The organism is Novosphingobium sp. NBM11 (assembly GCF_015390225.1).
Lineage (GTDB): Bacteria > Pseudomonadota > Alphaproteobacteria > Sphingomonadales > Sphingomonadaceae > Novosphingobium.
The window spans coordinates 1,820,638-1,842,659 of the sequence record NZ_VUOG01000001.1 but is presented as its reverse complement, the minus strand read 5'-3'; the positions used below and the strand labels follow the sequence as shown (position 1 = coordinate 1,842,659).

Here is a 22,022-nt window from a genome sequence, read left to right as displayed (position 1 = left end):
CCATCGATCCCACCGCGGTGAAAAACACCGCCAGAGGCGCTCGTCCGGATCACATCACCGAAAACGCATCGCCACCCAACAAGCCCGGAACCTCAGTCTCATGAATAGGCCGGGCTAGTTTCTCATTTGACTGCGTTGTTCGCGCGCGCAGCTATGACCGCGCATCGCGCCATGAGCACCTCGAACGACTCCTCGTCGTCGAAGAGCAACCCGTCATCGACCATGCGGGCATAGTCGTCTTCCAGCGCCTTGGCACCATCGCCGGCCGGCACGAGCTGCAAGCCGCCGCTGATGGCCACCGCATAGTCTATCGGCGTGCTGTCGGCGGCCTTCTCCGCGAAAAACATCGACTTGTGCCGGGCAACGGCGTTGGCCAGGTCGCGATCGGCGAAAGCGGCTTGCGCAAAGCCGGCTTCCTCCAGTCGGACAACATCGTGCCAATGTCGCGCGAAGCGGTCACTGCGCAGCCGCTCCTGGAGACAGAAGACATGGATGGCGGTCGCCTTCTCCCAGAAGGTCCGCTCCGCGTGCATGACGCGCGGCCGCGCCGTCGGGAATAGCAGCCCCTCGATCAGGCCGGCCGCGTCGCAGACGACGTCGCGCAGGCTCGCGGGTTCGCCCGTCGAGCGCGCGCCGAACTCCAGCATGACGCTTGGAGCCACATAGCCCGACCCGGTCGCGGTCGCCTCATAGTTGATGAAGAGCTTCTCATCCTCGACGCGGACGGCGGCCGCCAGACCTTCAACAGCCAGGGCCTTCGCGATTACCGGCTGCACCGTCTCGGCGACCCAGACCGGCAAACGCCGGCGGACCTCGCTGGACCAGCGCTTTTCCTCGCTGCGGGTTTTCGGCAAGTCCTCGCCATTGTCCCCGACCAGATCGGGCGCGATCGCCCGAATGTCGTAGGTCAGATCCACATCCTCCGAAAAACGGCGAATGACCTGATAGGCTTTCGACAGCGACGTGCCGCCCTTGAACACCAGATGCTCGCCGAGCGGCGCTGCGTAGAGCGTCGCCAGCGCCCACACCACCCACACATCCTTTTCGAGAAGATGGGTGGGTCGGCCCGAACGGTCGGCCACGACGCCCAACGCATCGCGCCGATCCTCGGCCGAAAGCTGGAGGAAGACGTCAGCCATAGGCCGCCTTTCCGACGCTCTGTGCGAGCCATGTCGGAAGCTGCGGGACGGCGGCGACCAGTTCGCCGAACACGTCGGACGGCATCTTCCGCTTCAAGGTCGTGAGCGCGGCCTCCGCTCTTTCAGGGCCGAGCCAGGCCAACGCCCGCACAGCCTCCCCCGCCGGCCGGTTGGCCAGGGCCAATTGCCAGCGCGGCGCGTGCCGCAATTCCACGACCTGCTTGCCAAGGTGCATTTTCCGGCTGCGCCCGGAGGTCAGATAGACCGAGCGAACGGGCACCTGCGTCGTCAAGCCAAGAGCATTCGCCGCAGCCGCGCCGTTCGAGACGATGGTCTCCCCCTTCTGGGACGCAAGCGCTTCGACAGCCTGTTCGACCGAAGGCATGCGCGCGCCGAACCGGCTGGTGATGGGGCGCAGATAGACGCCGCGACCGGCGCGGATGAGCTGCCCGCGCTCGGACAGGCGCGACAATGCCTGATCCACGGCCGCCCGGTTGCCGAGGTGAAGCAGGCTCTTGGCGGACACAGGGGCACCTTCGGGCAGGCCCGTCGCATGCGACAGAATCTGTTCGGTCAGCCGTGTCATCGTCTTTCTCCTGTTGGAAATATACGCGAGTTTCTGACAGTTTTCAAGGAAGCGCAGGGGAACATACCGAATAGGGGGAAAGCCTTCCCCTGCGGCCGAGCCGAGGTCTCGGCCGCCCCCTTCTGCGGGGAGACCCCCAGGGTGTGCTAAAACCCACGGATCAGGCAAGCCTGTCCGGCGATCCTGAAGCCGTTTCACGGACAAATGGTGTTGGCCGGGAGCGACCAACGCCCGAAATTAGCCGGCCGTCCGTTGAAAACCGGGGTACAGCCGGGAAGCGGAGTGGCGGATCTAAAGCGCCGGCTTTGGAATGGCCGCCGTTTCTGGAGTCGGCTTCCTGCCGTGCATGAACGCCTGAACCATGAACCATGCGAACGCAAAGACACCGAATGCGAACACGATGTCGCCGGGCACCCTTGCCCAGACCAGCGCCTGCATGATCGGGCTATGGATAAACTCCGCCGAGCGCGCATAGGCATAGCCGTGCTCGATGCTGGCGTAGGTCTGCAGGATGCCCTGCGGGAGCAGCGACAGGAACGTCATCATGCCAAGGCCGATATTGAGCGACCAGAAGGAAATCCTGATCCATTTCTGGTTCCACCGCGTGACGTCGGTCAGTCCACGCATGCAATAGAGCGTCAGGCCAAGGCCGAGCATGCCATAGACGCCGAACAGCGCGGCGTGGCCATGGTTGGCCGTCGTGTTCAGCCCCTGCATATAATAGAGCGCGATCGGCGGGTTGATGAGGAAGCCGAACAGCCCGGCGCCGACCAGATTCCAGAACAGGACGGCGGCGAAAAACATGAACGGCCAGTGGTAGATTCGTTCCCACTCGGCCTCATGCTCGACCTTGTGGCGCGTATAGGCCTCGAAGCCGACCACCAGCAACGGCACCACTTCCAGCGCCGAGATCATCGCGCCGACCGCAATCACCGACGTCGGCGTCCCACTGAAATACAGGTGATGGAAGGTCCCGAGCACCCCGCCGAACAGGAAGATGATCGTCGCGAACAGCACCATCACGGTGGCGGTGGAGGTTCGCAGGATCCCCATCTGCACGAACAGCAGCGAGATGATGGCGGTCGCGAAGACCTCGAAAATGCCTTCCACCCACAGGTGCACAACCCACCAGCGCCAATATTCCATGATGGCGATGTTCGTATGCTGGCCCCACATCAGCCCGGCGCCATACAGCAGCCCGATGGCGAGCGCCGACACCAGCACGAGATAGATGAGAGACTTGCCGCCCTCCCGGCGCAGCACGGGCCGGAGTGCGCGCACCACCAATGCCACCCACAGGAACAGGCCGATCAGGAGGTAGATCTGCCAGAAACGGCCTAGGTCGACATACTCATAGCCCTGGTGCCCGAACCAGAAATTCGCCGTCAGGTTGGTGAAGAAGCGATGGACCGCCGCCCATTGCCCGGCGAACGAGCCGATGACGATGACCAGAAGGCTGACGAACAGAAAGTTGACGCCGAGCCGCTGGAATTTGGGGTCGCGTCCCCCGAGCATCGGCGCGACATAGAGCCCGGTCGCCAGCCACGCCGTGGCGATCCACAGCACCGCGAGCTGCGTGTGCCATGTGCGGGTGATCGTGTAGGGAAGATATTCGGCGAAGGGCAGGCCGTAGAGCCCTTGCCCCTCGACCGCATAATGGGCGGTGACGATGCCGAGCAGCACCTGCGTCACGAAGAGCGCGCAGACGACCCAGAAATATTTCGCCGTGGCCCGCATCGACGGCGTGATGACCGCCTGCCCCAGTAGGTCGGAGGTCGCCATGCCATCCTCGGGCAGGATGTCGCCGCGCCAGACGTCAAACTGCTTGGCATAATAAGCGATCAGCGCCCCGGCTGCGGCAAGCAGCAGGATGACAGACGCAAGGCTCCACAACAATGTACCGGTGGTCGGGCTGTTGCCCACCAGGGGTTCGTGCGGCCAGTTGCTGGTATAGGTAATGGTCTGGCCCGGACGGTTCGTGGTCGCGCCCCATGCCGTCCAGAAATAAAAGGCGGCAAGCTGCCGGGCTTCCGCTTCCGACAGCTCGCCATAGACCGGAAAGGCATAGTCGCGGCGGAGCTGGAGCGAGGCGGGGTCGCCGCCATCGTACAGGCTGACGAAGTGCTGCTGCACCTGCCTGATCGCGCGCGCGCGCGCGTCGCTGACCGTTATGACGCCGGATGCGGGGTCATAGGTGTTCCTGCGCATTTCCTCCTGCAGCGCGGCCTTTCGCATCGCCTCCGCTTGCGTCGCGGATACCCCCTCAGGTACCGGCGAAGTCGATAGGGCGAGCAATGCCTCCGCCTCCCGGTGCAGCCAATCGGCGCTCCAGTCGGGCGCCAGATAGCTGCCATGGCCCCAGATCGAGCCCTGTTGCATGCCGCCGATCGACTGCCAGATATTCTGGCCGGTCTCGATGTCGGCGCGCGTGAACAAGGTTTCGCCGCTTTGGGATTTCACGGCTTCGGGAATGGGCGGCGCCTGCTGGTAGATCTGCTGGCCGAGCAGCAGCAGGATGCCGAACATGACCACCATGCCGACCGACAGGATGATCCACAACCGTTTGATGCTGAATGTCGTTTGATAGCTCGTCATGCTCCAACCCCTCCATTCAGAATAGCCCGTGGCTACCGCCGACCGCTCCAAGAATAGTTGTGATGCTGATGATGAGTAATAGTTGATGCAGTCGCGTCATTCGAGCGAAATCCGCCTCCGGTGACTTTGAATCTGCAAGTCGGCGGTGCAGATGCAGTGGCTCGATGACGAACAACATTAGCGCAAAAACGACCCAAAGCGCCACCATCAGGTGCATCCACCAGAACCGGGCGTCGAGGAAACGGCTCCACAGATCGGCGCGCACCACCAGCCACAGGCCGCTTGCGCCGGCAAGCAACACCCACAGGCGCGCCTGCCAGGCAAAGCGCGCCTCCATCTGCTGAAAACGGCGCAGGCGGTCCTGAGGCAGTTCCGTTGTCCTCAGCGTCGGCATCAGCACCCGGGTGACGAAGCCGACGCCGCCTATCCAGAACAGGACCGCGATGACATGCACCGCGCGAGCAAGGGCGAAGTCATCCACGGCCGGCGTCTTCGCCAAGGAACGGGCGTTCCCGGTAGAACTCGACCTGCATCGTCATGGGGCCGAGCGGAACGACATGATGGGTTGCTTGCGGCGGGATGATCGCGGGCCTGTCGGGCGTCACAAGCTGCTCGCTCGGCGGATCGACGAAAATGAGCCGCACTTCGCCGTCCAGCACCCGCAGCAATCCCCAGGTGCCCGCCTTGGTGCGATGATCGTTGCGTAGGGCATCAGGCAGGCTTTGCTCATCGAAGATCGGCGAGGCGCCATAGGGGGCGGGCGTCATGACGAGGCCCTCGCGGAAATGGCCGCCAGGCCGCCGCGGTCGATCTTGATGCCGGTCAGCAAGCTCTCGCCAATGCGCAGTGCCGCTTCGCGAAACCGATCCGCGACCGCGGCGTTCGGCGCGATCCGGTCAAGCGTCTGGTTCCAGAGCGACTGCCAGCGCGCGAAATGCGCCTCATCGAGCCCGCCGATCGCGATGTGCTTGCGCATCGGATTGCCGCTGAAGCGCCCGGATTCGAGCATGACCGAGGCCCAGAAATCCTTCATCCGCGCCAGATGATGCGGCCAGTCGCCGATCCGTTCCGCAAAGATCGGGCCGAGCATGTCGTCCTGGCGGACGGTGCTGTAGAACCGCTCCACGAGTTGCGAGATGAAAGCATCATCGATTCCGCAGGCGAGCGCGTCCGCCATCTTGCGCGCCCGCGCCTGCTCGGCATGGTTCGACGTCATTGCCTGCCTCGACTCGATTAAGATGTATTCCTATGCATGGTTTACGCGCGTTGGCGGATAAAACCAATATATGATATCCATCTTTTATGAGATTGTCCGTCCAGACCGACTATGCCCTTCGCACACTGATGTTCCTGGCCGTGAAGGACGGCCATCATTCGATCGCCGAGATCGCACACGCTTATGGCATCTCGAAGAACCATCTGATGAAGGTGGCGCAGCGACTGGCTGCGGAAGGATTTGTCGAGGGCGTGCGCGGTCGGAGCGGCGGCCTCAAGCTGGCGCGGCCCGCCAATGCCCTGAACGTCGGTTCGATCATGCGCGCCATGGAAGACACCGGGACCTTCGTGGAATGCTTCGACGCGGCGACCAACAGCTGCGTCGTGACGCCCGCATGCGGCTTGCGCCATGCCTTGGCAGGCGCGCTGGAAGCTTTCGCGCGACACCTCGATCAGTTCACCATCGCCGATCTCGTACCGGATTCCAAAAGCTACGGGTGGCAGCTCGATGCGCAAGCGGCCACTGCTTCGACGTAACGGAGAACCCGGCGATTCTGACCTCATCCTTCTCGGAAGCCCGCAACATCTGTAATGAGTTATTACGCCACCTAGCGCAGATGTTCAAAGCCAAGAACAAGCTTTTACTCATGAACCTGTCAGTGTAGAATCCAATTATCTTCCCATCCTCCACGCCGGGGTGTGCATGAGTTTTATTGAGGGACTCGCACGAGACCAGGTCAGCCTGCTTCCTCCTTGTGTTGATGACTATGTTTCCCCGGACGCATTGGTCCGAGTCGTCGATGCTTTTGTTACCAGCTTGAACTTGGCAGAGCTTGGCTTCGGTCGTGCTATCGCTGCGGTCACCGGCCGCCCTGGATACCATCCAGGCGATATGCTCCGGCTGTACATCTGGGGCTACCTCAACCAGGTACGGTCCTCACGCCAATTGGAACGAGCGTGTGTCCGCGACCTCGAAGCGCTTTGGCTAATGCGCCGGCTCGCCCCGGATTACCGAACGATCGCCTCCTTTCGTCATGACAATCCGGAAGCCATTGTCGGCGCCAGCGCTGCATTCATCCAGTTCTGCCGCGAAACCGGCTTGATCAGCGGTCGATTGGTCGCGCTGGACGGGACGAAGATGCGCGCGGTCGCGAGCCCAAAGAACATCGCTGGCGCCGACCGGCTGGCCCGTGACGTTGCGCACACCGAAAAGGAGATCGCCTACTACCTTGAACGGCTCGACATCATAGATGAGGCAGTGGCCCAGGGGTTCGACGATCAGCCCAAACATCGGGAGGCGTTCACCACTGCGATCGAGACCCTCGGGCGCCGCAAGGACAGGCTCGTGCGCCGGCAGGACATCCTGAAGGATCGCGACGAGACGGCTTTGGTCTTTGGCGAGTCCGACGCGCGGCCGATGGGCTATGGACGTTCTCCCAAGACACCCTGCTACAACATGCAAAGCGTGGTCGATGTAGATAGCGGCCTGATCATACATCACGACGTGACCAACGAGGCAAACGACAGCCAGCTCCTGCATCCAATGTCGATGGCGACGATGGAGGTGCTTGAGGTTAACGAGCTCAAAGTCCTGGCCGACGGCGGTTACTCCAACGCCCAGGCGGTCGCGCAATGCGAGCGCGACCATATTGAGGTCGCGGCGCCGATCAAACGCGGCGCCATGAGCACCGATTTTTTCCGGCCAGCGCAGTTCGTGTATGATGAGGGGACCGACACAATCCGGTGCCCCGCCGGCAAGACGTTGAGACCATCCGGCAAACATACCCGCAACCGTGCGATCCGATATAGAACGTCCGCATGCAAAGACTGTCGGCTGAAGAGCCGATGCACGTCCGGCGCCCAACGGACCATCCATCGGTTGTTCGACCAGGCGGCGCTGGATCGTATGGAGGCCAGAATCTACGCGGATCCGAGCTTGATGGTGACCCGCCGATGTACTGTAGAGCACCCCTTCGGCACGATTAAACGGATGTCCGGCGGCGGAAGGTTCCTCACGCGAGGTCTCAGAGCGGTAAAGGCCGAAGCGGCTCTCTCGATTGTCGCCTTCAACATCCTCCATGCAGTAAATGCCTTCGGTGTCGAGCGACTGACGCCAGCGGGGTGAGACGCGCGTCGCTGTGCTGGTGGCGGCGGATTAGACGAATGAGTTTTTGCACAGCCTGCCCCGCAACGCCCCTGAGAGTGAGAGTGCGGACGGGTTTTCCGTGACGGGTTGAGGGCTGGGAGAGAGGCTCCCGGCGCCCGTCGCGGAGATCCGCGATGTCCAGAAGAACCGTATCCGCTCGCGCCGGCCAGGACCGGGCGAGCCTCTATGACGAAATCACCGACAAGATCATCGGCGAACTGGAGGCTGGGCGCGTACCCTGGGTCCAGCCCTGGGGATCGGCCTCGGCCAAGGCCCCCCTCGCCATGCCGAGGAACGCCGCCACCGGCCGGCACTATTCGGGGATCAATGTGCTGATCCTCTGGGGCGCGGTGATCCAGCACGGCTTCCCGAGCCAGAGCTGGCTCACCTTCCGCCAGGCCCTGTCGCTTGGCGGCAACGTCCGGCGCGGCGAACACGGCACCACCGTTGTCTATGCCGACCGCTTCACGCCGGAGGACGAGAAGCGCCGCGCCCGCGAAACCGGCGAGGACGCCGCCGCGATCCCGTTTCTCAAGCGCTTCACCGTGTTCAACGCGGCGCAATGCGACGGCCTGCCGGAGGATGTCGCCATTGTGGCCCCGCCGCCTCCGCCCGGCCTCATCGAACCGCAGGTCGAGGCGCTGGTCCGGGCGACGGGCATCGACTTTCGCATCGGCGGCGATCGCGCCTTCTACGCCCCGGCGCCCGACTTCGTGCAGGTGCCGCCTCCCCTGGCCTATTTCGAGCCGATCAACTGGCACAGAACGGCCCTGCACGAGGCAGCTCATGCCAGCGGCGCAGCCCATCGGCTCGACCGGGATTTCACCTCTAAGTGGCCGAAGGATGCCCTGGCGATGGAGGAGGCGACAGTTGAACTGACAGCATCTTTCTTACTCGCTGACCTGGGTATCGCACATGATCCGCGGCCTGATCATGCTGCCTATATCGCGTCCTGGCTCCGCGTCCTGAAGGACGACAGCCGCGCGATCTTCACCGCCGCGAGCAAGGCGCAGGCGGCCGCCGATTGGATGCACGCGCGGCAGCCGAGTTCGGACGGCATCAAAAGATGCGCGAACGACTCCCAATAACAAATCCGTCCAGCTATGCCGTCGTCATGATCGAAGACGACAGACGGCATGAGGCGAGTCAGGACGACCTTGCATATTATGAGAAGCGAGCGCGGCAGGAACGTGCGGCCGCCACAGCTGCGGCGACGCCAGAGGTCGAATCGATTCATCGCCGGTTGGCGATCCTGTACGAAGACGCCGTCCGGACGTTACGCGGATTGCCTGCCGCAAAAGAATGAGAGCTCCGCTTTTGCTCAACATGTCCATCGAGATGGACGAACGGGCAGCGGGGCAAATAGTGTAACGGGGGAAAGGCAGATTCTACAGGACAATGGGCAAATACGCACCGCTGAGCGCCTTCCTGCGTCGCTGGAAAATCAGGAATCACGACGCGCCCGCGGTTGAACTGACATTCGACCATATCGAACGGATCCTGGGAACGATGCTGCCGGCATCTGCGGCGCAAAGCCGATGGTGGCGGGACGATTCTGTCGGAGGGGCTACCTTCGTCCACCGCAAAGCCTGGTTGGATGCCGGGTTCGAAGCCCACATGATCAGTGGCGAGGAGCGTGTCCGGTTTGAGAAGGCGCAGCACTGAAGAGGATCGGCTCAATATCGATTACCTCCGGAAGGCCGCCGCTACTCTAACGCGCTCTGACGGACGAGAGTGCCGCATCCAGCTTGCCCAGCGTACAAGGTTTCCTCAATATCTGATCGCCCGGTGCTATGTCCTGCACGCTCATGTCTCCGGTGATATATATCACGGGAAGCCGGGCACCGCTTTCGCGGGCGAGTTGCACGACCGACCGACTATCGACACCTCCGCGCAGGTGAATATCGGTCACGAGCACGTCGAACCCCCTGGATTCGGAAAGCTGGTGAAGCGCTTCGTGGCCGGTCGTGCAGTAGACCACATCATGCCCCAGATCACGCATCAGGTCGCACAGCACGCCGCCGACCAGCGCATCATCTTCCAAACAAAGGATATTCATTCAAGGTTTCCGTCTGCCATGCGAAGGACAAGCCAAGCATGGGTGCATAGTTCCAACTTAGGTATAATTACGGAGTCAGAATATTCCGGAGTGAGTGCTCGCATCACCGGCAAGAGATGGTCCCGCTATGATGCGCATGATCGGCTTGGAGTGCGGCGTCAAACGCTTAGAGCGAGAAAGTCGAATCCTGAGATTCTCGATGGGATCGAGAGGGAGGCGCGCCGCGGCCGGCGGCGCTGGCGAACGGACCGGCGATGCGCGCGAACGGCACATCCGGCTGCGCAACCTCATCTTAACGCCGGCGCAGAGATCACGGCAATGGTCAGGTCGGCGCGGCGTGCGGCGGGCGAGTGGCTCAGTAACTTACCTGACTTTAGCCTGTCTTATTCACCGCGGCGGGTGAGAGGGTTGGCGGGAGTGGCGTAAGCGATTGCTTTGCAGTAGGAAAATGGGTGTCTAGACCAGTCCTTCAGCGAGGCAATTTATGCCACGGACCACACCCGCCGGGAGCGATGATAGCGCACCGGGATTTTCGTTTCCAGCGGTTGGCGGCAAGAAGGTCACAACCGCGTTCGACGGTGGCCGGCTGACCTCTGACGGCGGCGTTCTGCTGCTGGCGCAGGCCGAGCGCGCGATGGGGATCTGCCGGCAGCTTGCTGCGTGCATCGCCGATCCGCGTGACCCGACGCGGGTGATCCATCGCCTCGATGACATTCTGCGTGCCCGTGTGTTCGCGATCACGTGTGGCTATGAGGACGCCGATGATCTCGATGCCCTGCGCGACGATCCGGGCTTCCGCCTGGCGCTGGGCAAGTTGCCGGGATCGGGCGCGGGGCTGGCCAGCCAACCGACGATGAGCCGCTGGGAGAATGCACCGACCACGCGTGAACTGGCCCGGATGATGGTCGCGATGATCGGCGTTTACTGTGCCAGCTATCCGGCCCCACCGGCGGCGGTGACGCTGGATATCGATGACACGTGTGATGTCGTGCACGGCTATCAGCAGCTCTCGTTCTGGAACGGACATCACGGTGAGCGCTGCTTCCTGCCGATCCATGTGTACGATACCGCGAGCGGGCGGCCGGTGGCGATGCTGCTGCGCACTGGCAAGACGCCGTCGGGTGCCGAAGGTGCCGGCCACATCCGGCGCCTGGTGCGTCATATCCGCCAGCACTGGCCCGATACCCACATCACCATCCGCGGCGATGGGCACTACGCCCGTCCCGAGATCATGGCGTTCTGCGAGGCGGCCGGGGTCGATTACGTGTTCGGCTTGCCGACCAACGCCGCGCTGCGGGCCGATCCGGCCATCGTTGCCGTCGCCGATGCCTGCGCGGTCAAGCGGGCCCAGGCCCAACATCCGGTCCTGCGCAACTATGTCGAGACCCGCTACGGCGCCAAAAGCTGGAAGAGCCAACGCCGCGTCGTCGCCCGGATTGAGGCCAGCACGCTGGGCATGGACATCCGCTATGTCGTCACCTCGCTGACAGAAGGCTCGCCCGAGCACATTTACGACACGCTCTATTGCGCGCGCGGCCAAGCCGAAAACCTGATCAAGCGCCACAAGACCCAGTTGGCCAGCGATCGCACCTCGTGCCGCTCGGCCAATGCCAACCAGATGCGCCTCATCCTGCATACCGCCGCCTACTGGCTGATGTGGCGCGTCCAGCAGGCCATCCCCAAGGCCACCTCTCTGGCCACTGCCGAGTTCGCAACGCTGCGCCTGCGGCTGCTCAAGGTCGCCGCCCGCGTCATCGAGACCGCCTCGCGCATCCGTGTCGCCTTCGCGTCAGCATGCCCCGACGCCGGCGTGTTCAAAGCCATCGCCACCAGTCTCCGGCCAGCGCCGACATAGCCAGCGCGGCTGTGCCGCACAAAGCCCGAGCCATCGCCCATCAACCTCGAAAAGCCATCGGTTTTGCTGCGGCGAAAAACGCCGCCGAAACCGCGCGCCCGGATCACGCGGCCACCGACACATCAAACCCGGCACGCCCCAGTGCAGCGGGCTCATGAATAAGCCGGGTTAGGGAAATGGCGGAATTGCACAGGCTGCAGCGGCGGGGGCAATAGGAGGATGCTCTTCCGTGCTTATTTTGTGTGTCGATGACGATCGGATGGTTCGAGAGATCACGGGTGATTTGCTCCGCGAGTTGGGGCACGAAGTCATCGAAGTTGCCGATGCAACAAGCGCGCTCGAATATCTGCGACATGGTGATGAGCCGATAGATCTCTTGCTCACCGATGTGCGGATGCCCAATATGACGGGGTATGCGCTCGCAAGGAAGGCAATCGAACAACGTCCTTCGCTTCACGTAGTCTACATGACCGGGCAGGAAGAAGGCGTTTCTGCGCCGGGCCATGTTCTTCGAAAGCCATGTACGCTGGGTCGTCTGGAAAGTGTCCTGACACACATCGAACGGCTGCAGTCGGCAGCGTGACAATTATACCGATCTAGCCCAGCATTTTTTCTACAGAGCGCAGTAGGCGATCAAGTTGTTGAACTTGCTCGTCATTGTTGTTCCGCACCGCTTCCGTGATCTGGCAAAGTACATAGTCCGAGGCATCTACACCAAATTCGTTCACAAGGCGGTGTGCCTGTACCGATATTTCCGATGGATCAGTCATAAGGTAATGATGATCTGATATTCCCCGTAGAGCAATAAAGGGAAAATCCTGATCGATGTTGTAAGTTGGCGGGGGTTTGCGATGCCATCGGTCTCGGGGCTTCGCGGTGGGGCAGCTAGCGAAGCTTCTCTTTCCCATCCCGCATGGTTGACCGGTCGTTTACCAATCCCGGCTAATCGACAACCCGGAGGGTTAGGTTCCATGAACATCGTCGCACCGCAGTCGGTCAGCATTGAAGCTGCCTGGATGGCACTCAACCGCAGCCAGGCGGTCATCGAGTTCTCTCCTGAGGGCACAATTCTTGCTGCCAATGACCTGTTTCTCGCCACCGTCGGCTATGAGTTGTCGGAGATTCGCGGCCAGCATCATCGGATGTTCGTTTCGCCCGAGGAGGCAGCCTCCGGGGACTACGCCTCATTCTGGTCCAAGCTCGGCGCCGGAAAATTCGATGGAGGTCAATATCGGCGCCTGGGGAAAGCCGGCCGGATCGTTTACCTTCAGGCGACCTATAATCCGGTCCTAGACGCCTCTGGAAAACCCGAGAGGATACTCAAGGTCGCGACCGACGTGACGCGGCAAGTCGCCCTCGAACAGGAAATTGCGAACCATCTGGCGGAAGAACGGCGCATCCAGAAGGAACTCGAACAGCGCAAGGCCGAACTCGAGGCCACGATGCTGCAATTATCGGGCATCGTCAGGACGATCGGCCGGATCGCCTCGCAGACCAATCTCCTCGCCCTCAATGCCACGATAGAGGCGGCCCGCGCGGGCGAAGCCGGTCGAGGGTTCGCTATTGTCGCAAGCGAGGTCAAGAAGCTCGCCGGCGATACCCGGGAAGCCACGGATCGCGCCGTGGCAATGATGAAAGCCTGACGTCCATTGCAAGCTTGCCAGGGCTGCGAGTCACCCGGCCGTCTAACAACCCCGCGTCCGGGCCATGAAGGCGAGATCGGGGAAGACTGTCATATGAGGTGATAATCCCCCGGTCGTCTCCACAGCATGGATTATCACCCCCGTGCCCTCACGGGCTGATCACTTCATCGTCCATCTCGACCCGGGGCTGCGCCCACGTGCCTGCGGTCGCCGCTGGCGCGGCGGCGCCGATGTTGTGGCCTCCCTCGATGCGGGTCTGGTCGGCGCTCCCTGCTAGGCCCGCCACGGCGCGCCGCAAGCGCTGCTCCGCCGCGCTGCTCCATTGCATTTCGCCCCTGCGGGTGCAGCCCGCCGCTTCAGCGGGCCTCTTCGGTCGTTCTCGCCGCCCACCCCCGCCTCTCGGGGGCCATGTGATTTGGGTGGGATTGGAGACAACCGATGGTTTTCACCTTCCAGCGGCCCTTTTGGGCTGGACTGTCAGGATATGTGGCGGAGATCAACGCAGCCTTCTGCTGCGCCTCGCTCGGTATCACGCCCACCGTCCGTCATGCCGACTATATCGGCTCCTGGGTCACGGTGCTGCGCGAGGACAATCGCGCCATCGTCCGCGCCGCCTCCCAGGCCAGCAAGGCGGCCGATTGGCTGCTCGGCTTTCTGCCGGACGCCGATGTCGGCATGGCCGATGACGAGCGGAAGGCCGCGTGATGATCCTGAAAACCGGAAAGGCGGGGACGCGGGTTTGCCGCTTCACGCCTTTCCGCCCGGCCGGCGCTGCCCTCCTAGAGTGAGAGGGCGGCGCTTTGTTGATTTCTGCTGAGAGTTGACCCGGGATTTTCATCGAGAAGTGACCCTGGTGGGTGTTATGTCCCGCGCTGCGGGGTTTGGGTCAAGCGGGTGATTTTTCCTTTCTGGATTTTGGGGCAGCGGTGCTGGCCTTGAAGCGGAAGCTATCGTTTCCGGTCTCGATGATGTGGCAGTGATGCGTGAGACGGTCGAGCAGAGCGGTGGTCATCTTGGCATCGCCGAACACGCCGGCCCACTCGGAGAAGGAGAGGTTTGTGGTGATGACCACGCTGGTGCGCTCGTAGAGTTTGCTGAGCAGGTGGAACAGCAGGGCGCCGCCTGATGGGCTGAACGGCAGATAGCCGAGCTCATCGAGGATGACGAGGTCGAGGCGGAGCAGGCGCTCGGCGAGTTGCCCGGCCTTGTTCATGGCCTTTTCCTGCTCGAGGGCGTTGACCAGATCGACCGTGGCGAAGAACCGGACCTTCTTGCGATGATGCTCAACGGCATGAACGCCGAGGGCGGTGGCGAGATGGCTTTTGCCGGTGCCAGGCCCGCCGATCAGCACGACGTTGTCGGCATTGTCCGTGAAGTCGCCGCGGTGGAGTTGGCGCACGAGCGCCTCGTTCACCTCGCTGGCGGCAAAGTCGAAGCCGGCCAGATCCTTGTAGGCCGGGAACCGGGCCGCCTTGATCTGGTAGGCGATCGACCTGACCTCGCGCTCGGCCACTTCGGCCTTGAGCAGCTGGGAGAGGATGGGCACGGCAGCATCGAAGGCCGGGGCCCCTTGCTCGGCGAGGTCGCCGGCAGCCTGGGCCATGCCGTACATCTTGAGGCCGCGCAGCATGACGACGACGGCGGCGCTGGCGGGATCATGACGCATGGCGCCACCTCCTGCCACGCAGGGCATCATAGCGGGCCACATTGGCCTTGGGCTCGCGGTGCAAGCTCAGGGCCTGTGGCGCGTCAATGGCGACCGGGTTGACCGGCTTGCCGTCGATCAGGCGATGCAACAGGTTCAGCACATGGGTCTTGGTCGGCAGCCCGGCTTCCAGCGCCAACTCGACCGCGTACAGCACGGCCTGTTCGTCATGATGCAGGACCAGGGAGAGGATATCCACCATCTCCCGGTCGCCGCCGGGCCGCTTGAGCAGGCCGGCCTGGAGACGCCGGAAGGGCCCGGGCATCTCGAGGAAGGGAGCGCCATTGCGCAAGGCACCGGGCTTGCGCTGGATGACTGCCAGGTAATGCCGCCAGTCGTAGATCGTCCGCCCCGGGTGATCATGGGAGCGCTCGATGATCCGGGCGTGCTCGCACAGGATCTGCCCTTCGGCGACGATGACGATCCGCTCCGGGTAGGCCCGCAAGCTCACCCGCTGGTTGGCGAACGATGCCGGCACGCTGTAGCGGATGCGTTCGAACGTCACCAGGCAGGTCGGCGATACCCGCTTGGCATGCTCGACGAAGCCGTCGAAGGGCCGGCCCAGCGGCATCAGGCAGCCCACTTCGGCGGCATGCACGTCGGCAATGGTGCCGGGCAGCACACCATGCTGGATCTGCGGCCATTGCGCGATGCACTGAACCTCGAGCCAGGCATTGAGCGCCGCCAGATCGGGGAAGCTGGGCATCGGCTGCCACAGCCGGTGCCGGGCATCCTGGACGTTCTTCTCGACCTGCCCTTTCTCCCAACCCGAGGCCGGATTACAGAACTCCGCCTCGAACAGATAGTGGCTGACCATCGCCGCGAACCGGGCGTTGACCTGCCGGGCCTTGCCCGAACCGATCCGGTCGACCGCAGTCTTCATGTTGTCGAAAATCCCGCGCTGGGGAATGCCACCCAGAACCCTGAAGGCCTGCGTCAACGCATCGAACAACATCTCGTGGGTCTGGAGCAGGTAGGCCCTGACGACGAATGCCCGGCTGTGCGACAGCTTGGTGTGGGCCACCTGCAGCTTGACCACCTTGCCGCCAAGCAGTGCGTAATCCTCGCTCCAGTCGAACTGGAACGCCTCGCCGGGCTGGAACGCCAGCGGCACGAACGTTCCCCGCCCACTGGTCTGCTGATCGCGTTGCCGCTCGAGCTTCCACTCCCGGACAAAGGCCGCGACACGGCCATAGGAACCGGTGAAGCCAAGCACCGTCAGGTCCGCATAAAGCTGCTTCGCCGTCCGCTTCTGCTTGCGCGACTTGCCCGCCTCAACCCGCAGCCACGCCGTCAACTTCTCGGCAAACGGGTCCAGCTTGCTCGGCCGCTCCGGAACCCTGAACTGCGGCACCAAAGTCTCGGCGCGCAGGTACTTGCGGATCGTGTTGCGCGACAATCCCGTCCGCCGCTCAATCTCCCGGATCGGCAGCTCTTCGCGAAAATGCCAACGGCGGATCACACTCAAAAGGTCCATGTCGATCACTCCTCGTTCCCCCGACCTGTCAGCCAGGGGGAAGGTCAAAACATGGGTCACTTCTCAGTGGAAATTTACGCCCCTCCCGGGTCAACTCTCAGCAGAAATCAACAGGGCCAGGGCATCGAGGGCACCTTTGAGACATTGATCTGGAATTTCGGCGACGAGCGTATGCATTGCGTTTTTTCATTAGAATAACCCAAGGAGAAAGCTAATGAAAGATTGCCTGACTTTCAAGTCAGAGCATGGGGTATCGAAAACTTGGTGCCTTACCTTATTGAACGCTTTGCGGGAGGCTCAGCGACCAGAAACGCGCGGCCGGTGCGGCGCCAACGAGATCGTGGCGGCCTGGACCGCGAGCCTGAAAACCGCGCGCCGTGACATCGCCATCCTCAGAGCAGCGAACCTCATCAGCTATATCGGATCGCGGCGGAAGGGACGGTATCGAACGACGCCAGGATAGCAGGAGCCGCATTCAGGGACGGTTGCTGGATGACTGCCAAGAAGAGATGCTGTCGCCGTGTTCCTCGGGCTTGTCCGATTTGCACGCTACAGCACGACGCGCTGCTACGCCCGAATATTCGAGCTTTCATTCAGCATCATCTATCGCCTTCTATCCGCTCAGAGAGGCGACCGAAGGAATTTGGCATGAGGCAGCAAGTCGAGCCCACAATGAAGCGCACCATCCGGCGGCATCAACTCCGGGAAATAGTCCCGCTGGCTGACACCACAATCTATGACATGGAACAGCGCGGCGAATTTCCCCAGCGCTTCTATCTCACGTCCCGCTGCGTGGTCTGGGATCTATCCGAGGTCGAAGCCTGGTTGGAAGAACGGCGACGTGCGTCACGCGCCAAGGCGGTGAAGCGGGCGCCCATTCCGAACGTCCAGCTCCGCAAGACCCGCCCCATCAAACATCCGGCTCGGGCGTAAGCAGGTCCATCGTCGGCGGATAGAGGGTCGGCGTGTATTTTTGGCCGGCAACCCAGGCGTCCACCAGGTTGGACCATTCCTGCATCATATGCCGGCGCTGATGCTCGTATTCCGCCTTGTTGTAGATGCCCCGTGAGGATCGCCCGTCCTCATGAGCCAGACACTTCTCGATCCAGTCGCTGTTGAAGCCCAACTCGTTCAACAGGGTCGAGCCGGTGCGCCGGAGATCGTGAACCGTAAAGGTCTCCAGCGGCAGCCCTTCCTTCTTGGCTCGATCCACCACCGCCGTCGTGATCCGGTTGAACGTCGCCCGCGACATGGGCGCGTCGGCGTCGTAGCGCGACGGCAGGACGTATTTGGAATTGCCGGCGCAGGTCTTCAGAGCGATGAAGATGTCGAGCATCTGCTGAGACAGATAGACGTTGTGCGCTTTCGAGCGCTTCATCCGCTCCTTGGGAATCGACCAGACGGCGTTCTCGAAATCGACCTCATCCCAAACCGCGTCCTGCAATTCGCTCTTTCGTACCATCGACAGCAGGATCAGCTTTATCCCGAGCCGGATCGTCGGCAGCGTCGCCACATGCTCGATCTGGCTGAGCATGATGCGGATCTCCGCCGGAGACAGGGATCGGTCCTTCGGCACGAAGGTCGCGATCGACGCCGGGCCAACTTCGTCGGCCGGGTTAGCGACCTTCTCGCCATGCAGAATGGCGAAGGCGAAGACCAGCTTCACGATGTCCCTGACGTGGACCGCCGTTGCCGGGGCTCCACGCTCCTTCACCTTCGCACACAGCCCGCGCAGATCCTCCGGCAGGATCTCCGGAAGCAGCCGGTTGCGAAACGCCGGAAGAATGTCGCGCTCGAAGATTGATCGACGCATGGCGCGCGTGCTGTCCGCCATTCGCGCTTCCTGAAGCCAGCGCTCACCGAACTGGCCAAAGCTCTTCGCCTCCTGGAGGCGACGCTTCTCGCGCTGCTTTTCCTGCGCCGGCGAGCGGCCCTCCGAAATGGCGCGTCGAGCATCGACCACCTTCTCGCGCGCCCGAGCCAGGGAGAGCCCAGCGGGACCGTAGCGCCCCAGCGTCAACGTCTCCCGGCGGCCGTTCAGTCGGTAGTCCAGACGGAAGACGATCGCGCCCGAGGGCTGGACCACGACATACATACCGTCACGGTCCACGATCTTGTATAATTTCTCTTTTGGCTTCAGGGCCTTAATGGCGGCGTCGGTCAACATCCACACCCTCCAGATTGGTCAAAATATGCTGGAGAGCGCCCAATTATACCGTCAGGCCAAAAACGGCCCTTCTGATTGGTATTTTCCCTGCGTTTACATAGCATTACGCCAAAAAATATACCGTTAGAAGCTCTCTTAGCCCTGACGGTATATGCGATCTTCGACTGAGACAAGATGCGCCATACCGTCAGCCATACCGTCATTCCGGAGACTAACCCAGCGATAGATGTCGAAAGATTCAGAGATATTTATTTATATATTTCAGTCGCTTATATCTCATCGTGGCGTATTTTTGGATACGCCCGGATGGGCAAAAATCATTCCCACTCGATCGTGCCGGGCGGCTTGCTGGTGTAGTCGTAGACCACGCGGTTGATGCCCTTCACCTCGTTGACGATGCGCGTCGCCACGCGGCTGAGGAAGGCGGCATCAAACGGGTAGATGTCCGCCGTCATGCCGTCGGTGGAGGTCACCGCGCGCAGCCCGCAGACGCTGTCGTAGGTGCGGAAATCGCCCATGACGCCCACAGTCTTGACCGGCAGCAGCACCGCGAAGGCCTGCCAGATCGCGTCATAGAGGCCGGCGTTGCGGATTTCCTCGAGGTAGATCGCATCGGCCTTGCGCAGGATGTCGCAACGGTCGCGCGTCACTTCGCCGGGGATGCGGATGGCCAGGCCCGGGCCGGGGAAAGGATGGCGGCCCACGAAGATCTCGGGCAGGCCCAGTTCGCGGCCCAGCGCGCGGACTTCGTCCTTGAACAGCTCCCGCAAGGGTTCGACCAGCTGCATGTTCATGCGTTCGGGCAGGCCGCCCACGTTGTGGTGGCTCTTGATCGTCACCGAAGGACCGCCGGTGAAGCTGACGCTTTCGATCACGTCGGGATAGAGCGTGCCCTGCGCCAGGAAATCGGCGCCACCGACTTTCTTCGCCTCGGCCTCGAACACGTCGATGAAGGTCTTGCCGATGAACTTGCGCTTGGCCTCGGGGTCGGTCACGCCTTCGAGCCCCTTGAGGAACAGCGTGGAGGCATCCACGTGGACCAGCGGGATGTGATAGGCGTTGCGGAACAGGCTCACGACCTGTTCGGCCTCGCCCAGCCGCATCAGGCCGTGGTCGACGAACACGCAGGTAAGCTGATCGCCGATCGCCTCGTGGATCAGCACGGCGGCCACCGCCGAATCGACGCCGCCGGAAAGGCCGCAGATCACCCGGGCATCGCCCACCTGTTCGCGGATTTCGGCGATCTTGGTCTTGCGGAATTCCGCCATGGTCCAGTCGCCGGCGCAGCCGCAGACGTGGCGCACGAAATTGGCGATCAGCTTGCCGCCATCGGGCGTGTGGACCACTTCGGGGTGGAATTGCGTGCCGTAGTACTTCTTCTCGTCGTTGGCGATCACCGCGAAGGGCGCGCCGTCCGATACCGCGACGATGCGGAAACCAGGCGCGAACTGCGTCACCTTGTCGCCATGGCTCATCCACACCTGATGGCGCTCGCCCGTCTGCCACAGCCCGTCGAACAGCACGCAGGGTTCTGTCACGGTCAGGAAGGCGCGGCCGAATTCGCCGGAATCACCGGGCTCCACCGTGCCGCCGAGCTGGTGGCTCATGACCTGCTGGCCATAGCAGATGCCCAGGATCGGCAAGCCGCTGTCGAACAGCACCTGCGGCGCGCGGGGAGAGCCATCGGCGGGCACGCTGGCGGGCGATCCCGAAAGGATGATGCCCTTGGGCTTCATCCGCTGGAACGCGGCTTCGGCCTGCGTGAACGGCGCGATTTCGGAATAGACCCCGGCTTCGCGCACGCGCCGGGCGATCAGCTGCGTGACCTGGCTGCCGAAATCGACGATGAGGATGGATTCGGAAGGCTCGATGCTCATGGCAGGCCGATAAGGGGAGGGCCGGTTTCTGTCCAGCCGTCGCGTCCCTCAAAGCGATTGTTCGCGATTATTACAGTTGCGTTACATGCAATCATGGGTGCTTGCTTCGCACTTGCAGCATACGTCAATTGGCGTATTGCGCGCCTCGGTTCGAAAAAGCTCCAGCCCACCCTGCCGGCGCTTCCTCGAAACCGAGAGGATGTCTGCGAAGGTACACCATAACAGGAGGTATACCATGCGCAGCTTTGCGACTTACGCGCTGCCGATCATCCTTGCCGCTGGCCTCAGCGGAATGATGTTCACCGTCACGCTCGCCTGAGCCGACGGCACAGCCAATACAGCGCTACCGACAAAAGCGGCTGCCCCGGTGGGGCGGCCGTTTTGTTTGTGCGCGATTCGTTTGAGGGGCAAGCGCCGGCCTTTGCCGTCAATGCTTGACGGAACCGCCCGCACGCGGACACCAGCGGAGTGTGACCGTCACCCGCTTCGCCCCCAGCCCCAACGGCCCGCTCCACCTGGGGCATGCCTATGCCGCGATCGTCGCGCAGGATCGCGCGGCGCGGGATCAGGGCGCATTCCTGCTGCGCATCGAGGACATCGACGGCGCGCGCAGCCGGCCGGAACTGGCGGCAGCGTTCCGCGCCGACCTTGCCTGGCTGGGATTGAAGTGGCGCGACGTGCCGCCCCAGTCGCAACGCATCGCCACCTATGCCGCCGCGGCCGACACGCTGCGCGCGGCGGGGCTGCTCTATCCGTGCCGCTGCACGCGCGCCGAAATTGCCGCCATGGCGACAAGGCAGGGGCCGGACGGGCCGGTCTATCCCGGTACGTGCAGGCCGGGAACAGGCCGCGAGCATCCGGTCGCGCCCGGACCCGATGTGGCCTGGCGGCTCGACATGGAGCGCGCCGTGATCGTCGCTGGGGAACTCACCTGGCGCGACGAGCGGCGTGGCACGCAGCAGGCGCGGCCCGGCGCGTTCGGCGATGTGGTGCTGTGGCGCAAGGATGCGCCGGCAAGCTACCATCTTGCCGCGACGGTGGACGATGCGGCCGACGGGATCACCGTGGTCACGCGCGGGGCGGACCTGTTCGCGGCGACTCACGTCCACCGGCTGTTGCAGGCCTTGCTCGGTCTTCCCGTGCCGGTGTGGCATCACCACCCCGTGCTGGTGGAAGCGGACGGGCGCAAGCTGGCCAAGCGGCGGGGGGCGCCCTCGCTCACGGACCGCCGGCTTTCGGGGGAGGATGGCATCGCGCTGGCCGCCGATCTGCGCGCTGCCCTTTTTGACACTGGTATTTCACTCTCCGAATACGTAAACCAAGCGCCATGAAGTATGTCCTGATCCCGCTGCTGATCGTGCTGATGGCCATGGCGGTCATCTCGCTGGTGCGCGGCATCATCGCCTTCCTGAAGTCCACGCGCGAGGATCTGGAGCGCGGCGATCAGCAAGGCGCGACCGAAATGCAGCTCCTGCAGAACAAGATGATGTTCAACCGCATCAAGTATCAGGGGCTGGCGGTTCTGGTCGTGGTGATCCTGCTCGCCGCTTCGCGCTGA

Annotated in this window: 23 protein-coding genes and 1 pseudogene; 12 read left to right on the top strand and 12 right to left on the bottom strand. The window is 62.8% G+C overall.

The window, feature by feature from the left end:
- Positions 1-122 precede the first annotated feature (122 nt).
- The 6 genes from F1640_RS08830 to F1640_RS08805 all read right to left on the bottom strand — a co-directional run bounded on the left by F1640_RS08830 (position 123) and on the right by F1640_RS08805 (position 5,536).
- A complete protein-coding gene (locus F1640_RS08830; protein ID WP_194918781.1) occupies positions 123-1,139 on the bottom strand; it encodes a nucleotidyl transferase AbiEii/AbiGii toxin family protein in 1,017 nt (338 codons plus the stop codon).
- Complete coding sequence (locus F1640_RS08825) at positions 1,132-1,725, bottom strand: DUF6088 family protein (RefSeq protein ID WP_194918779.1); 594 nt, start codon at positions 1,723-1,725, stop codon at positions 1,132-1,134. Before F1640_RS08825 ends, F1640_RS08830 begins: the two co-directional genes overlap by 8 nt.
- Positions 1,726-2,016: 291 nt before the next feature.
- The gene (locus tag F1640_RS08820) at positions 2,017-4,320 is read right to left on the bottom strand and encodes a nitric-oxide reductase large subunit (protein WP_194918777.1); all 2,304 of its coding nucleotides are present in this window, start codon (positions 4,318-4,320) and stop codon (positions 2,017-2,019) included.
- Between the two features lie 16 nt (positions 4,321-4,336).
- Positions 4,337-4,801: a hypothetical protein gene (locus F1640_RS08815; protein ID WP_194921279.1), complete on the bottom strand. Its 465-nt coding sequence runs from the start codon at positions 4,799-4,801 to the stop codon at positions 4,337-4,339.
- Positions 4,794-5,087: a DUF1971 domain-containing protein gene (locus F1640_RS08810; RefSeq protein WP_010335699.1), complete on the bottom strand. Its 294-nt coding sequence runs from the start codon at positions 5,085-5,087 to the stop codon at positions 4,794-4,796. The genes F1640_RS08815 and F1640_RS08810 overlap by 8 nt, the downstream gene beginning before the upstream one ends.
- On the bottom strand, positions 5,084-5,536 hold the full coding sequence (locus F1640_RS08805; RefSeq protein ID WP_010335698.1) for a group III truncated hemoglobin: 453 nt from the start codon (positions 5,534-5,536) through the stop codon (positions 5,084-5,086). The genes F1640_RS08810 and F1640_RS08805 overlap by 4 nt, the downstream gene beginning before the upstream one ends.
- A gap of 86 nt (positions 5,537-5,622) precedes the next feature.
- Between F1640_RS08805 and F1640_RS08800 the strand changes: the two genes are divergently transcribed.
- The 5 genes from F1640_RS08800 (at position 5,623) to F1640_RS08780 (ending at position 9,346) form a co-directional block, all read left to right on the top strand.
- A complete protein-coding gene (locus F1640_RS08800) occupies positions 5,623-6,072 on the top strand; it encodes an Rrf2 family transcriptional regulator (protein WP_065846908.1) in 450 nt (149 codons plus the stop codon).
- 166 nt (positions 6,073-6,238) lie between these two features.
- On the top strand, positions 6,239-7,660 hold the full coding sequence (locus tag F1640_RS08795; RefSeq protein WP_065846905.1) for an IS1182 family transposase: 1,422 nt from the start codon (positions 6,239-6,241) through the stop codon (positions 7,658-7,660).
- A gap of 155 nt (positions 7,661-7,815) precedes the next feature.
- Positions 7,816-8,769 carry an ArdC family protein gene (locus F1640_RS08790; RefSeq protein ID WP_194918775.1) on the top strand — a complete coding sequence of 318 codons (954 nt, stop codon included), beginning with the start codon at positions 7,816-7,818 and terminating at the stop codon, positions 8,767-8,769.
- Between the two features lie 26 nt (positions 8,770-8,795).
- The gene (locus F1640_RS08785) at positions 8,796-8,987 is read left to right on the top strand and encodes a hypothetical protein (protein WP_194918773.1); all 192 of its coding nucleotides are present in this window, start codon (positions 8,796-8,798) and stop codon (positions 8,985-8,987) included.
- Between the two features lie 92 nt (positions 8,988-9,079).
- Positions 9,080-9,346 carry a hypothetical protein gene (locus F1640_RS08780; protein ID WP_194918771.1) on the top strand — a complete coding sequence of 89 codons (267 nt, stop codon included), beginning with the start codon at positions 9,080-9,082 and terminating at the stop codon, positions 9,344-9,346.
- 46 nt (positions 9,347-9,392) lie between these two features.
- Here F1640_RS08780 and F1640_RS08775 read toward each other — a convergent pair whose 3' ends face one another.
- Entirely contained in the window at positions 9,393-9,740 is a 348-nt protein-coding gene (locus F1640_RS08775) for a response regulator (RefSeq protein ID WP_194918769.1), read from the bottom strand.
- Positions 9,741-10,224: 484 nt separating this feature from the next.
- Between F1640_RS08775 and F1640_RS08770 the strand changes: the two genes are divergently transcribed.
- The 3 genes from F1640_RS08770 (at position 10,225) to F1640_RS25705 (ending at position 13,238) form a co-directional block, all read left to right on the top strand.
- Complete coding sequence (locus tag F1640_RS08770) at positions 10,225-11,595, top strand: IS1380 family transposase (protein ID WP_066763960.1); 1,371 nt, start codon at positions 10,225-10,227, stop codon at positions 11,593-11,595.
- A 229-nt stretch (positions 11,596-11,824) separates the two neighbouring features.
- Positions 11,825-12,178, top strand: coding sequence for a response regulator (locus tag F1640_RS08765; protein WP_309229227.1), 354 nt, complete (start codon positions 11,825-11,827; stop codon positions 12,176-12,178).
- 388 nt (positions 12,179-12,566) lie between these two features.
- The gene (locus tag F1640_RS25705) at positions 12,567-13,238 is read left to right on the top strand and encodes a methyl-accepting chemotaxis protein (RefSeq protein ID WP_305082348.1); all 672 of its coding nucleotides are present in this window, start codon (positions 12,567-12,569) and stop codon (positions 13,236-13,238) included.
- 148 nt (positions 13,239-13,386) lie between these two features.
- Here F1640_RS25705 and F1640_RS08755 read toward each other — a convergent pair whose 3' ends face one another.
- Positions 13,387-13,566 carry a hypothetical protein gene (locus F1640_RS08755; protein ID WP_194918764.1) on the bottom strand — a complete coding sequence of 60 codons (180 nt, stop codon included), beginning with the start codon at positions 13,564-13,566 and terminating at the stop codon, positions 13,387-13,389.
- A gap of 158 nt (positions 13,567-13,724) precedes the next feature.
- Between F1640_RS08755 and F1640_RS08750 the strand changes: the two are divergent.
- Positions 13,725-13,943, top strand: a pseudogene (locus F1640_RS08750) (zincin-like metallopeptidase domain-containing protein); the annotation flags it as partial.
- A 181-nt stretch (positions 13,944-14,124) separates the two neighbouring features.
- On the opposite strand, the gene istB reads toward F1640_RS08750, so the two are convergent.
- On the bottom strand, positions 14,125-14,904 hold the full coding sequence (gene istB / locus F1640_RS08745; protein WP_194918758.1) for an IS21-like element helper ATPase IstB: 780 nt from the start codon (positions 14,902-14,904) through the stop codon (positions 14,125-14,127).
- Positions 14,894-16,420, bottom strand: coding sequence for an IS21 family transposase (istA, locus tag F1640_RS08740; RefSeq protein ID WP_194918756.1), 1,527 nt, complete (start codon positions 16,418-16,420; stop codon positions 14,894-14,896). Before istA ends, istB begins: the two co-directional genes overlap by 11 nt.
- A gap of 648 nt (positions 16,421-17,068) precedes the next feature.
- Between istA and F1640_RS08735 the strand changes: the two genes are divergently transcribed.
- Complete coding sequence (locus tag F1640_RS08735; protein ID WP_255530317.1) at positions 17,069-17,353, top strand: AlpA family transcriptional regulator; 285 nt, start codon at positions 17,069-17,071, stop codon at positions 17,351-17,353.
- On the opposite strand, the gene F1640_RS08730 is transcribed toward F1640_RS08735, so the two are convergent.
- Together F1640_RS08730 and guaA are read right to left on the bottom strand one after the other, a co-directional pair.
- The gene (locus tag F1640_RS08730) at positions 17,331-18,587 is read right to left on the bottom strand and encodes a tyrosine-type recombinase/integrase (protein WP_194918754.1); all 1,257 of its coding nucleotides are present in this window, start codon (positions 18,585-18,587) and stop codon (positions 17,331-17,333) included. The two genes, F1640_RS08735 and F1640_RS08730, sit on opposite strands and share 23 nt — an antisense overlap.
- Positions 18,588-18,904: 317 nt before the next feature.
- Entirely contained in the window at positions 18,905-20,464 is a 1,560-nt protein-coding gene (guaA, locus tag F1640_RS08725) for a glutamine-hydrolyzing GMP synthase (protein ID WP_124808116.1), read from the bottom strand.
- 470 nt (positions 20,465-20,934) lie between these two features.
- On the opposite strand from guaA, the gene gluQRS reads away from it, so the two are divergent.
- On the top strand, positions 20,935-21,795 hold the full coding sequence (gluQRS, locus tag F1640_RS08720; RefSeq protein ID WP_194918752.1) for a tRNA glutamyl-Q(34) synthetase GluQRS: 861 nt from the start codon (positions 20,935-20,937) through the stop codon (positions 21,793-21,795).
- Positions 21,792-22,022, top strand: coding sequence for an HIG1 domain-containing protein (locus F1640_RS08715; protein ID WP_124808118.1), 231 nt, complete (start codon positions 21,792-21,794; stop codon positions 22,020-22,022). Before gluQRS ends, F1640_RS08715 begins: the two co-directional genes overlap by 4 nt.

Bases quoted from the DNA above. Each gene is read 5' to 3' on its own strand.
- F1640_RS08830 (WP_194918781.1), bottom strand. From the start codon at position 1,139: ATGGCTGACGTCTTCCTCCAGCTTTCGGCCGAGGATCGGCGCGATGCG.
- F1640_RS08825 (WP_194918779.1), bottom strand. From the start codon at position 1,725: ATGACACGGCTGACCGAACAGATTCTGTCGCATGCGACGGGCCTGCCC.
- F1640_RS08820 (WP_194918777.1), bottom strand. From the start codon at position 4,320: ATGACGAGCTATCAAACGACATTCAGCATCAAACGGTTGTGGATCATC.
- F1640_RS08810 (WP_010335699.1), bottom strand. From the start codon at position 5,087: ATGACGCCCGCCCCCTATGGCGCCTCGCCGATCTTCGATGAGCAAAGC.
- F1640_RS08805 (WP_010335698.1), bottom strand. From the start codon at position 5,536: ATGACGTCGAACCATGCCGAGCAGGCGCGGGCGCGCAAGATGGCGGAC.
- F1640_RS08800 (WP_065846908.1), top strand. From the start codon at position 5,623: ATGAGATTGTCCGTCCAGACCGACTATGCCCTTCGCACACTGATGTTC.
- F1640_RS08795 (WP_065846905.1), top strand. From the start codon at position 6,239: ATGAGTTTTATTGAGGGACTCGCACGAGACCAGGTCAGCCTGCTTCCT.
- F1640_RS08790 (WP_194918775.1), top strand. From the start codon at position 7,816: ATGTCCAGAAGAACCGTATCCGCTCGCGCCGGCCAGGACCGGGCGAGC.
- F1640_RS08785 (WP_194918773.1), top strand. From the start codon at position 8,796: ATGATCGAAGACGACAGACGGCATGAGGCGAGTCAGGACGACCTTGCA.
- F1640_RS08780 (WP_194918771.1), top strand. From the start codon at position 9,080: ATGGGCAAATACGCACCGCTGAGCGCCTTCCTGCGTCGCTGGAAAATC.
- F1640_RS08775 (WP_194918769.1), bottom strand. From the start codon at position 9,740: ATGAATATCCTTTGTTTGGAAGATGATGCGCTGGTCGGCGGCGTGCTG.
- F1640_RS08770 (WP_066763960.1), top strand. From the start codon at position 10,225: ATGCCACGGACCACACCCGCCGGGAGCGATGATAGCGCACCGGGATTT.
- F1640_RS25705 (WP_305082348.1), top strand. From the start codon at position 12,567: ATGAACATCGTCGCACCGCAGTCGGTCAGCATTGAAGCTGCCTGGATG.
- F1640_RS08755 (WP_194918764.1), bottom strand. From the start codon at position 13,566: ATGCAATGGAGCAGCGCGGCGGAGCAGCGCTTGCGGCGCGCCGTGGCG.
- istB (WP_194918758.1), bottom strand. From the start codon at position 14,904: ATGCGTCATGATCCCGCCAGCGCCGCCGTCGTCGTCATGCTGCGCGGC.
- istA (WP_194918756.1), bottom strand. From the start codon at position 16,420: ATGGACCTTTTGAGTGTGATCCGCCGTTGGCATTTTCGCGAAGAGCTG.
- F1640_RS08735 (WP_255530317.1), top strand. From the start codon at position 17,069: ATGAGGCAGCAAGTCGAGCCCACAATGAAGCGCACCATCCGGCGGCAT.
- F1640_RS08730 (WP_194918754.1), bottom strand. From the start codon at position 18,587: ATGTTGACCGACGCCGCCATTAAGGCCCTGAAGCCAAAAGAGAAATTA.
- guaA (WP_124808116.1), bottom strand. From the start codon at position 20,464: ATGAGCATCGAGCCTTCCGAATCCATCCTCATCGTCGATTTCGGCAGC.
- F1640_RS08715 (WP_124808118.1), top strand. From the start codon at position 21,792: ATGAAGTATGTCCTGATCCCGCTGCTGATCGTGCTGATGGCCATGGCG.